6 protein-coding genes and 3 pseudogenes are annotated in these 11,972 nt (G+C 59.5%); 5 read left to right on the forward strand and 4 right to left on the reverse strand.

Translation table 11 applies throughout. The features are described from left to right. The first annotated feature begins 754 nt into the window (after nt 1-754). Nucleotides 755-2,095: a hypothetical protein gene (locus XH98_RS21480; RefSeq protein ID WP_271619830.1), complete on the forward strand. Its 1,341-nt coding sequence runs from the start codon at nt 755-757 to the stop codon at nt 2,093-2,095. Between the two features lie 115 nt (nt 2,096-2,210). Here XH98_RS21480 and XH98_RS21485 read toward each other — a convergent pair. After that, nucleotides 2,211-2,522, reverse strand: a pseudogene (locus tag XH98_RS21485) (transposase); the annotation flags it as partial. Here XH98_RS21485 and XH98_RS21490 point away from each other — a divergent pair. Then, nucleotides 2,451-2,606, forward strand: a complete 156-nt coding sequence (locus XH98_RS21490; protein ID WP_271619831.1) for a hypothetical protein — start codon at nt 2,451-2,453, stop codon at nt 2,604-2,606. The pseudogene XH98_RS21485 and the gene XH98_RS21490 overlap by 72 nt on opposite strands. On the opposite strand, the pseudogene XH98_RS21495 reads toward XH98_RS21490, so the two are convergent. Further along, nucleotides 2,540-2,677, reverse strand: a pseudogene (locus XH98_RS21495) (IS5/IS1182 family transposase); the annotation flags it as partial. The gene XH98_RS21490 and the pseudogene XH98_RS21495 overlap by 67 nt on opposite strands. Nucleotides 2,678-2,908: 231 nt before the next feature. On the opposite strand from XH98_RS21495, the gene XH98_RS21500 reads away from it, so the two are divergent. Continuing rightward, the gene (locus tag XH98_RS21500) at nt 2,909-4,162 is read left to right on the forward strand and encodes a DUF418 domain-containing protein (RefSeq protein WP_271619832.1); all 1,254 of its coding nucleotides are present in this window, start codon (nt 2,909-2,911) and stop codon (nt 4,160-4,162) included. A 1,522-nt stretch (nt 4,163-5,684) separates the two neighbouring features. After that, on the forward strand, nt 5,685-6,104 hold the full coding sequence (locus XH98_RS21505; RefSeq protein WP_271619833.1) for an SET domain-containing protein: 420 nt from the start codon (nt 5,685-5,687) through the stop codon (nt 6,102-6,104). A 2,484-nt stretch (nt 6,105-8,588) separates the two neighbouring features. Here the strand turns inward: XH98_RS21505 and XH98_RS21510 are convergent. Beyond that, the gene (locus tag XH98_RS21510) at nt 8,589-9,164 is read right to left on the reverse strand and encodes a hypothetical protein (RefSeq protein WP_271600138.1); all 576 of its coding nucleotides are present in this window, start codon (nt 9,162-9,164) and stop codon (nt 8,589-8,591) included. Nucleotides 9,165-9,918: 754 nt separating this feature from the next. Beyond that, on the reverse strand, nt 9,919-10,608 hold the full coding sequence (locus tag XH98_RS21515; protein ID WP_271619834.1) for a hypothetical protein: 690 nt from the start codon (nt 10,606-10,608) through the stop codon (nt 9,919-9,921). A 284-nt stretch (nt 10,609-10,892) separates the two neighbouring features. On the opposite strand from XH98_RS21515, the pseudogene XH98_RS21520 reads away from it, so the two are divergent. After that, nucleotides 10,893-11,972 (forward strand): annotated as a pseudogene (locus XH98_RS21520) (MFS transporter); the annotation flags it as partial.

The following is an 11,972-nucleotide window of genomic DNA, read 5'->3' on the forward strand; positions in this document are numbered from 1 at the left end:
AGCCGCGCGGTATGTCGAGAGGCGATTCCGGGAGGCCCTGTCGGGCCTGCTGGAAAGGATGCGCCGAACCTTTCGCCTTCGGTGATTTCAGGCATGGACGACCAATCGGGCAAATAGGAGCGCCTGCAGCACACAAGACAGTCAGCGTGCTCAAAGGGATCCCGAGATCGTTCGGAGCGGCAAGAAGAAGGCCATGCAGGATCTGAATCGCGCCGAGCCGCGCAGTCGCGGACCATGCATTCGATATTTTCGTCGAGAATGGCACCAATATGCTCGTGACCTGGGTTTACCGGGCAAGGATCGCCGATCTAGGACCGATAGGCTTTCTATGACTTTCCTGCCAAAGCACCAGAGCCAGTTGAGAACTACAATCTGATCGAGAGCATCCCCGCTGCGGTGCGACACACGCGCGCGAGCCAGGGAACTGTTGTCGCCGCAAACCCTGAGATTGATGATGCAAGCTGATCCAGGGGGCGCCGAAAATGTTGGGTTGACTGAAGGGAGCCAATCAGGTGCTGAGATCGTCGCGACGTCAGAGTGCCAACGCCATTGAGCTCGTTCCGAACACGCAAAGCCATGCCGCCTGCTCGGCTCCTTCACCGGTCGAGGGTTAATTGCGGCGAAATGACCCATCTGAGATCACAATCCGGTAAATTCTAAGCGCGTCAGCTTGTCGACAGCTGGCCCTAATAGAGCGAGAGAGAGCGAGATTATCAGCTCGGTATTGCGACCGACTCAAACCCCGGGGGTGGACATGGACCCACTTGGCGCCAGCAACCCATTCGACCGTGACAACGCCGCGCTGTCACAACCGCAACAGCAGCAAGCGGAGTTTGAGCCGTACTTGCATGAAGTGCCGCAGCTTGATGCCCCAGCCGTTCCAGAGATCTCTGCTTCGTTAGATCGCAACTATCCCCATCTGCCTGAGGAAGAGCGTAGACCTGTCGAGCCTTGGGTACTTGGGCACCAGGGGCCCGGCGGTCCTTATCCCGAAGACGCAATAACTGCGCACCTCGGGGACACCTCTGCCCAGCACAGCGCGCCGGGGGAAGCTTCGACTTGGCCCAAGGAGCTACCTGCGGAAGGCTATGATCTGGATCCCTTGATTGGCGAAGCCATCCTAGCATCGTCTCTCAACCCAAGCGTGCGCGATCACCACGAACATCTCGCACAAGCGGCTCGTCAGTTCTACTGGAGCGGCGGCTACCAGCCGGCTCCGTACGAGCTCACCTGGAGCGCTCCCGTTTCAGGTCGCGAGGTCCTGATGGGTGAGGATTACGCCGGGGAGTTGAGGCCTGCGAAGAGGCAAAGAACACTAAGCCATACGGACGGAGATGCCATTGGGGGCCAGGTGAGCGAGCCCGGCAGTTCAGTCGTTCGCGAGCTGATGGAAGGAGCCGGCGCACCGTTTCAGGCCAGCGGTCCGGTCGTCCTTCCTGCGGAAGACTTTGATCAAGATCTGCTATGGGCGATGGTGGGAAACGCCGGCCCATCGTCGTCTCTCGAGCCGACCGAAGGCTATCACCAAGCGTCGGATCTGGAATCCGTCGTTCGTTCCTTCAGTTTCCGGCAGGGCGACCAGCACGCGTCCGGTGCGCTTGACCGTAGCAACGCCCCGCCGAGCCAGGACAGCCGACCCAACAGTTTTATCGTTCATAATGACCGCTACACGGCGCTGTTCGTGCCCGCTGCGGCGCTCAGGCGAAGCACCCCACTCAATTCGTCAGGCGCTGCCATTCCTCTCCTATCTCGACCGGAAAACGTGCCGCAGCCCAGCACGCAGCCAGCGAATCGAGCCTCACCAGCGTTGCTTGGACGGTCGATGGAGCAAGCCGCTCCGGCGTCCTCCAGGGCTGAAAGGACGTCCCCCGCGCCCCGCGAGATTTATGCTGCATCATTCGCCGTTCCCGAGAATTTTTCGCACGGCACCCAACCCGCCACGGACACGATGCGCTCGAAGCTCGGCCACTGGGGCCTCTTGCCGAACGAGGCGCAGCCGGAAAAAGAGTACGACATTCGCGGCGAGCGTTACACCGCCCTCTTGGGGCCGGGAGGCCCCAATGATGTTCGGCTCATTCATCACCCGAGAGGGTAGATGCCGAGGGACAACCCACGCTAGTGTCCTGAACCAGAAGTTCGCAACATCGCGTCGTGTTCTACCGGGCATTGTATCGGCAGAAGCGCTCGATGAAGCAAGGATGTCGTCAGCGCCATCGGAATGGTTTCGGATCGGCATCGTGTCGTTCGATGAACGAGGTGATGTCCGCCCTGAGGGCGGCTACGCTGCGATAGCGCCGCGCCTTCTACTCGGTAAGAAGCGCGAAAAAGCGCTCGACCTGGTTGAGCCATGACGCGCTGGTCGGGGTCAGGGGCACATGCCAACGCGGCCTTTTGGCCAGCCATTTCCGGATCGGCGGCGTCTTGCGGGTCGCATAGTTATCGATGACTGGATGGACGTCGAGTTCGCCCGGTACGGCGGCCTCGATCTCGTCAAGAAACTCGCGGAACTCGGCGGCTCGGTGGTGTCCTTAGCATTTACGCGCAGCCACAGCCTCATTGATGCAAGTTGGACGAACGCAAGGAAGTTGGCGGCGAGTTTGTCGTAGCGCGTTGCCACGCGCCGACAATGCTTGATCTTGTTGAAGAAGCGATCGACCAGATTCCGAGCTCGATAGAGATAGGATACTCTCGTCTGTTATCGAACGGTACCGAAATAACACTCGCGGCAATACCGGGAGATCACGTTGAGCCATTGGATAAATTTCGCCAATCCAAGTTTATGTTTATTTCCTCGCGTATTGGCGCTGAACCAAATTGTCACGTTCGATTCAGCCCCCCCAATTTAGGTAGTTTGAGGCTGCACGAGGCGGCATCTAAATCTCTGCATTGGAAATGGGGGAGTCCTGCAATGACCGGCGGAAGCATCGGCTCGCGCACCGCACCGGCGAGTAACTCGCCTCCAAAGCCGATGAGCCGGTCGGCGCGGCTCGACGCGATTGACGTGATGCGGGGCTTGGCCCTGTTCGGCGTGCTCGCCATGAACATCGTGACCATATTTCGGGTCTCCATCTTCGCGCCGTTCTTGCCGAACGCGGAGCCGGCGGGGCCGCTCGACCGGGCGGTGGCGGCTGTGCTGACGGTCGCCGTCGAATGTAAGGCGATTACGCTGTTGTCGCTGCTGTTCGGCGTCGGCCTCGCCATCCAATTCGAGCGGCTTGCCGGCAATCCACGGCGCATGATCTTGCTCGTGCGCAGGCTGGTGGTGTTGCTGGGGATTGGCCTGGTGCATCTCTATTTGATCTGGAGCGGCGACATTCTCGTCCACTATGCGCTGGCGGGCTTCGTGGTGCTGCCCTTCCTCGGCGGCGCACGGTGGCTCATAGCGGGTGCAGCCCTGCTGCTCCTGGGGCTCTACGTGGCCATGCCGTTGCTACCGCCGATCGTGCTGCTGCCGCATGCGGCCGAAATGGCCGCTCTTGTCGCGGACGCTACGCGTGCCTACGGCACGGGCGGATTTTTCGATGTGCTCGCGTTCCGGATCCGTGAGGTAACGGTGATTTTTCCGCTGCAAGTCATGGGCTTGCCGTCCACTGTCGCGCTGTTCCTGGTCGGCGCCTTCGCGTGGCGCAGCGGGGTCTTGCGTCGGGCTTCGGCGAACCGGTCCTTGCTGTTCGCCGTCGCAACCTTTGGCATTCTTCTCGGCGGCGGATTGAGTCTCGCGGCAGCAGGACAGGAGCTCTTCGATTGGCCGTCGCTCGGGCGCGCGCATTTTTCGGTAGAACAGTTGGGGGTGGTCGTGTTGGCCCTCGGTTATGCGGCCGCAGTCGTCGCGGCTGTGAATCTCTCGGGCGGGCGGAGGATGCTGGGTTGGGCCGCGCCGCTTGGCCGCATGGCGTTCACCAACTATCTGGCGCAATCTGTAATTTGCGGCTGGATCTTCTACGGCTATGGTCTAGGCCAATTTGGCCGCCTTGGCGTGGCCGCGACACTGGCGATCGGCATTTTCGTGTATGTCGCGCAGGTGGTGTTCAGTGCGTGGTGGCTGCGCCGCTATCGGTTCGGTCCTGTCGAGTGGCTCTGGCGCTCGTGCATGTATGGGGTACTGCAGCCGATGCGGGCAAAGGTCAATTTAGCCATCATGCGCGCGACGATAGCAGATTGATAGGGGCCCAGATACCCAAGCTGCGTGCTGCTTCTAGCGGAAGCCGCCCAAGCGAGTACGGCTGGTTTTGGCTCTTCAGTAATCTCGGGAGACGTCCGCCTTTCCGCCGCTATGCGGGTGAGCGGACATCAGGCGGCCAGTCGCTTAATGAGTACGCGGCCGTGTTTGAGGACCACTCAAAATTGCGAACTAGCTGCAAAGACAAGCGCCACGACAACATGATTGCCGAGCACCAGAGCTGTGTCTGTCCCGCGACCAGCTTTCGCTGCTGAATGTCAGCGCCAGGAACTCCGACTCCGAGGCTGCGGCCCCATCTAAGCCATATCGCGGCCATCATGTGTGAACGGCAGCACATCTCGCGCGTACGTTGATGCCTAGACAAGTCCTAAAGCAAGGCTCGCCGACGCAAACTACGAGGCATTTCGGACTTGCCACCGGCCTCAATTGACGATTGCCGCGACAATCTTCTACCTTGGCCGATCATGCAAGCCTTCCCGGCCGTAGTCAGCACCAAGCCGGCGCACCGCACGGCGACCAGGCCATCGGGCGGGCTCGGCACGGGCAGGGCGATCAATTTCACACGGCGTTTGCATCCCCCTGCCGCACTGCGACCAATAGTGCGCTGGCCGTGCGGTGTACATTGTTGCGTGTTTCAGTGTCCGTGCTCAGGAATAGAGCGCGGGGCGTATTTCCCGACACGACTGTCGTCTCTCTTTAACCGCGGCGCGATCACGGCTTGACCGAGAAGCTCTCAGAGGAACGGACGGAGCGCGTAGACCTATTTTGTGGTTCGATACGCCGCCCCTCGCGTCGATGGCGTCAATATCCCTTGCGGCGAAATGCTCAGTGAAGATCTGGCGACGTGACAGGGCGGCGTGGCAACGGAAGTAGACGCAATCACCAGGAGTTCTGCGCACGCCCAGCGGTAGATCGCTCTCAGGTCACCGATACGGTCGATATGCGCGCGCAACTATCCTGCACCTGGCCTGCCACTGAAGTTTCATTCAGCGGCGTCATTTCTCGGAATTTGCAGCGAGACCGAACTTTAGCCCGCCAAAACTCGAGCTTGCCGCCGTGATCACGTTGGGGGGCTGGTTGCGCAGTCGGGGCTATGCAGCAGAGCCGGCGCCTGACTGCCCACCGGGCCGCTCTTCGCATTATTGTCTGCCCATGTCTCCACTTTTGTCCGGGGCATCCGCAAGGGACACAAGGACAAGTGGGACATTGAGGCATTCGGCTGGAAAGCGGCTCTTGAAGGCCTTGGTGAAGGCGTTGTCGGCGGCTTGCAGGTCCGCGAAACGCCTCGCGTGTCGCCGCGCTGATAGGGTTAAAAGGTCACGATCACGCGATATGAACTCACCGCCGCCACCACCATGCCGGTACGACGGAGGCTGCAGCCGGCAACGAATCGAGAAAATCCAAATGTGATGGAGGCGCGACTAGACGACCTATCAATTTATGCAGGAGAATTCGGGACTCAGGTCACGTAGCTTGCGGTGATCGTGACTGGGAGATTTCTCCAATGTTGATCGTTGACACTATTTTGAAACCAGACCGGTTTGGCGGCATTGGACTATTCTCAGCTACTCTTTTGCCTAAAGATTCGTTGATTTGGATTCATAATCCTATCGTTGACATCGCGGTGACGCCTGAGCAGTACGAAGCTCTAGCTCCAACATTTCAAGCTCTACTCGATAAGCACGCCTATCCAAGAGACTACAGGGCTAGCGATGGCGTTATAGAGTATAATGCTGACAACGCCCGCTTCATGAACCACAGCAGTCAACCAAACACATATCAAGACGATCATTGCCGAATTCTAACGGCGCGTGACGTACAACCTGGTGAAGAACTGACTTGCGATTACTTGTTTCTCGATCCAAAGTGTGACCTATCGTGGAATAAAGAACCATCGGCGAATGTAGTTGCCCCAACGGGCTAGGCGGCAGTGGATTGAATTTGCATTCTGACCACTTCGACTTCGTCGGCGAATTTACCCGGTAGTTTCGGCAATTCGTTGAGGTTATCGACGGGCACCAACTTTTTGGGCGGCCTCGCATACTCTAGGCAAGATCTCCGCGGATGTGCCTGATCTCGCACTTACTTTGGAATTCATGACGCTCGATCGATTCCCAATCGCTGCTGAGATGGCCCCGGCATATTCTGATATTATCCTTGGGATATGCTGATCTGCCGCCTGATGTCAGAGACGCAGATGTGCCGTTCACAAGCGCTTTCGATGAGGGCCGCTAGCGGCCCGATCTTTGCGCCTCGATTTCACTTTCGCGCATGGAGAGAGGATCCGTCCCATCCAGTCGCGACGCTACGCTCCCGTATCCAGACCCGTTTTAGGTTATGAGATCAGCGAACGACTGAGTGATCGGGTCTTCGGCCGAGGTCCATCCGGTCTTTCCCTCCGTGCCAATGAACTATCCGTACGCGCTCAGGACGCCGCGCGAGGGCGACGGAAGCTGGAAGACGACGGGCGCGTCGATCCTCAAGCGGTCCGGGCACGACTCCTAGCTTCCTCGCGCACTCACGCTCGCAAAAACTAGCACGAACCAAACTTGCAAGGGCCGGCTGGTGCCATCATGGCAGCTCGCGGAGGACAAAAACATTGCACTTAAACTCACGCGTTCTTCCAAGCTGAACCGGTTCGTGCCTCCCGATGTAAACCACAACACTCGCGCGCGAGCGCGTACCTTCGACGCTCGCCCCGCCATGCAGCTACCGCCGACGCTCGTTTGCCCGCCTGCAAACCAGTGGAGTGTCGCGATCACACCTGTACACCGAGTTGCTTCGATTGCATACCACCCTCATCGACAAGGCGCGCAACTCCGCCTCCGAACCAGAGCTCGGTTCCAGTGATAACACCTCGATCTGTTGACCCGGACGGAATTTGCTCCAAAGCCCATTCCGCGCGCCCCTTGCGAAGGCGCCCCAAACGACCGGGAAACCCAACCGTTGTCTCATCGTGCAGCGGCCGCAGGCGAGCACAGAGCGCTGGCAAGACGCGCCGACGGGCGTCGCGATCTGCTAATCGCATTTACCGGCGCCATTGGCGCCCCCCGCGCAGGTCGTCGGTGCTAGGTGTGAATGCGGCCCTGGTGGCTGCACGAGACTTGTGGCGATTGGCATTAGGCCACTCTTTTGCTCGCGAGCCAAACGCGTAACCTGCGTTCGGCCGCCGAGCCTGGATGGAAGATGCTCGATGCCTGTGTTGCTAAATTCCGCAGCGGGACCTCTCCTGGGCAACTGCGACCGCAGCGAGCCCCAAAATCACGTCGCCCGTGAAGCCGAAATGAAGGCGATAAAGCCACCAGATTGCGCAGCACCGGTCGAGATCGGACATCGCTAGCGCCCGCCTTATTGCTGCGACCATCCACGCTATCGGCTTCATTGCTCGTATCACCTGGAAAGCTCGCCCTCTCGGGGCCAGCGCTCTCCGTTCAATGACGTTTCGGGCGGTGGCGGCTCGCCATCCGGCGCGCGCACCCACAAAAAGATTGTGATCTGAGATTGATGTTCGCATAGCGTTCTTTTCCGCTTTTCGAAGCTGATCGCGCACGCGTATGTGCATGCGATCTTGCTCTGATCCTATGGCGGAGCTACTGCTTGCAAAACGCCCAGATCTGGTAGTGCCACTTGACAGGATTCTATCGATAAATAAGTTCACACGATTTCACCGCCACGCAAAGCAACTGCGCCACTTGCGAGGGTGTGATCGTTGCGGTTAGCGACCTTTGCTGCCACTCCTTGAGAATACCACCGCGTCCGTCAAGACAATCAGGCTCGCACCGGCAGGGCCTCCGCGCTTTCGATTAAGCCTTCGACGGTCAACGGTTTGGCTGCCCAATTTTGCGCGAGCTCAGCCCACATCGAGCGCTGGCTGGCAGCCCAACCCTGTCCGACGGCGCTGGCAATTCTCGATCACTTCGCGGAGCAACGCTCCGAACAGTTCGGCCAGCGGCGCACTATGGTGCAGTGCTTGTTAAGATCGCCCAGACGCAAAGATGACGATCCGGCGTACGGCTAAAGGTGCGGCACCGGGTGGTTCCCGGGACGGCGCGGCTGCGCGCAAAGGGCACTCGGCGACGTCCCTCCGTCCTTCCGATCCTGCGCGCGATGGCGCAACGTCGCAACGTCGGACTGGCGGACAGCCGGAGCTACATTGGTCAAGCGAAAGTAACATCCTCGGGTGAGGCAATGGGGGGAGATATTACAGGCCAGATGATAGGTCAGCACTAGGCAGACGAATGCCAGGATGACGACGCATCTCGTGGGCTGCCAGTGGGTCCGAGGATGCGTACCCACTGGCGGCGCGAACGATCCACCGCTAAGCGGTGACTTGTCTATCCAGGTAAGGACAACCGAAGTGATCGCAGGGCTCCAGTCCGCCGCGATCGGCTGACCGTCGGGTTGCTTCTCAAACCCGCGTAAGCTTAACGAACCCTCCTTCGTCTAGCTCCGCTTTGTAGGCCCGTTCGTTAAGCAGGATTGTTGTTGGGTTATCAGCGGTCGGCATGTATCCCTCTTCGCGCAGCTTGTCCATGAGGGCAGGTGTGGCCGATTGCCGTGGTAGCGGCATGCCGTAGCGCTGGTTCTCTATGATGAAGGCTCCGAAGTCCGGTATCCCCGCCCGGCCGACTCTAACCACTTGATCCTCCGCAGGGTTATGAACAAGACGAACGCGATTGGACTCATCTAAACCGGCCGTGTAGCGGTGACCTCGGATTTCGTAGGTCATCGTCGGCTGGTCCGAGTCCGGCAAGAGACCTCCGTGAAACAACCTCTCGACCATCGAGTCAGGAGCGATTTGCGAGCCGTGCGAAAATCTCTGGGGAACGGCGAATGAGACATCTACCGCTTCCTCTCGCGCGGCAGATGATGATGGTCCAGCTTCATTCATGATCTGACTGAACAAGTCATGATCCTCCTGTGTCCAGACGTGTGCCGTCGGTGATTCTGGTGAACGGGCACTATTGATCGAGTTCGGATCCATGAAGCTCTCCTTGCTGTTATGAGAACAAAGGCCTCTTGAAGATCACCCCCAGGGACTGAGCTGAAGTTCGTCACGAACTCGGACATGTCGGCTTTTTCATCGAGAGACCAAGTTCGAGTGTTAAACAGGCTGGCTTTCGAGAAGCTGACAAAGAGCGAAGAAGAAAGACAAACCCGCGGCCGTACCCGTCTGATGCGCTCACCCTCCGAGCCAAGTCTCATTGCACCTGACCTCGCAATCGGCGCGCCGGTCTGCGCCGTGCCTCACGCTCACCTGGCGGTAAGGCCGGTTCGGAGGTTCAAGTGATGCGGACCGCAGCAGACCAAGTCTTGTCTCGAACACGCGTATTTCGATCTCTAACGACCAGTCGTTCTGGCTCACAGTTCGAGCCGACGCGCGAGCCGCTAACCGGAATGACCGCGATAGCCGCGCCGGCGAGAGAAGACACCGGAATGCGCTTACGGAAGAGTCCGGTAAGCGCGGAGCGAACTCTTCACCTGACTAGATGAAGAACGAAATTGCTCAGAAGCAAAGCAGCCGAAACGATCATCCCGCGCACCGATCAAACTGCGGCGGTGCCGGTGATCCCGGGACAGGGTTTGCCGCGGCCGATATTGGGCACTCCGCAACGTGCGTCGTGCTTCCGATCCTGACGCATGATGCAACCTCGGACTGATAGCCGGGGCTACATCGAACAAGCGGAACGTTACATCCTCAGGTGAGGCAACGCGAATGGCTAGCTTTGTCCCAGCCGTTAGTGACGTTCTCCCTCAGGAGATGGCGCTCGTGTCAGCGCGTTGGCAAGAGAATTCTCACTCGCGTCCTTAACAAGGAAAATCGCCGTAATTCGTGTGCGTGCCGAAGTCGCCGCTGAAATGTCCGCTCCCTCTAAGCTGCCGTTGGCGAAGAAACGTAGGCCGCTTTCTTGCTCGCCCGTCCGGGCACACGAACGGTAGCTCCTGCGTGAAGCTCCACTGGGTTGACTGAACAGCCCCCCAAGTGGCTCACCAAGATGTAGGGCCCTGACATCCGCGCTCACCAAAGACTTGAGGTCGGCATCCTCGGTGTCCGGGCCGAATAGCCGGGCCTTCTCCCCGTCCCGGGTGACGCGCTCGCGCAGGAGATTGCCAAGATGCACGGCGAGCGGCGCCGAACGCACCTTATGACGGACGACTGGGTCTTGATGGTCGAAAGACGCGGGCGGCCCGTGAGCAGGCGGTTTGCCTGCTGGCTGGCGAGCCAGCCGCGACGGAAAGGTGGAGCACCCATGAATGGTGATCTTGCTCGCGCGCGCGAAGCCGCCGCAGGCGTGCTGATTGGCGGCAAGCGTCTGGGCGATGAAGACGTCGCCCACTAGATCCTGAAGGAGCGGACGCAACCAGGCGAGGCTGAAATGGCTCGAGTTGTCGTCGATCGTGTTCGGCGCCAGCCAATTTTGTCGCAAACTCGCCCCAGCAGCGCAATGTCTGCGGAGCCCGATAACTGCAGCAGCTTCTCATGTTTGTCTCGCCGGCAGGGCCAGCGATCAGATCAAGGGTTAAATGGGTCGCGAAACCAGGCATTTTTATTGCAGACGCTACCGTGAGAGGTACGTCGTGACGCACTCCAGCCTGCATTTGGAGAGGCGCAATGGCCGTGAGGGACGCGTTCGGGCAAGTGGAAAGCAGCTTGCGCGACCTGTCTGGTCGAAATGGTCGGGCCGGGATCGCGCTCCAGATTGGGTCGAAGATGGCAAGGCAATTTACTCGAGAGGGGCTGGAGCCGGTCCGTGGCCCGGCAGACGAACGCTTGACGGGCCGCGCGGTATTGGGCGCAACCATGGGCAATATCCTCGAATTCTACGACTTCGGCACCTATAGCTTTTTTGCAATACAGATCGGACAGGCGTTCTTCCCGGCAACCGACCAATTCGCCAGCCTCATGCTGTCACTCGGAACCTTCGGCGCAGGTTTTGTGACCAGGCCGATCGGGGCCATCGTGCTCGGCTCGTATTCGGATCGGGCTGGCCGCCGGCCCGCGATGACCGCGAGCTTTGCCATGATGAGCGCCGCGGTCCTGTTATTGGCTATCACGCCATCGTACGAGACAATAGGGCTCGCCGCTCCGTTGTTAGCCATCTTCGCACGCTTGCTGCAGGGCTTTGCTCTCGGAGGTGAAGTCGGTCCAACGACGGCCTACTTGATGGAAGCGGCTCCGGTGGAAGCCCGCGGTCTGGCGGTCTCCTTTCAGCCCGCGAGCCAACAGGTTGCGGCGACGGCTGGAGCGTTGGTTGGAGAAATTCTCTCGCTCACTATGACAAGTGAGGCGCTTAATGCATACGGATGGCGGATCGCGCTATTGCTCGGCGCCGCTACGTTGCCGTTCGGCCTTTGGTTGCGGAGCGTCTTACCCGAGACGTTGCACCGCCCGGAGGCCCCGGTTCTGGTCACCCAGCCGGTCAGGCGACCGCCTGCCGGTCGCCGCATCATGAGTTTGGGATTTGTCATCTTGGCCAGCTGCACGATCACGACATATGTTACCGGATATATGACCACCTACGCGTTGACCACCCTCCACGTTTCGGCACCTCTCGCCTTCGGCACCACGCTCATCAGCAACATGGCAGGCATTGCCGCAGCGCTGCTGGGCGGCCTGCTCGCAGATCGTGCAGGCCGTCGGCGCATCATGATATGGCCGCTAGGGCGCTGCATTGCTGATGACCTATCCAACATTCTTGTGGATTGCGGAGAGCCGCAGTGCCCTCGCACTTCTAGGAGGTCTCGGCGCGCTCACCCTGATCGGAACGGTTCCGTATAGCGCCTTCTACGT

Origin of the sequence: Bradyrhizobium sp. CCBAU 51745 (assembly GCF_028128715.1) — a bacterium.
Classification (GTDB): Bacteria; Pseudomonadota; Alphaproteobacteria; order Rhizobiales; family Xanthobacteraceae; genus Bradyrhizobium; species Bradyrhizobium manausense.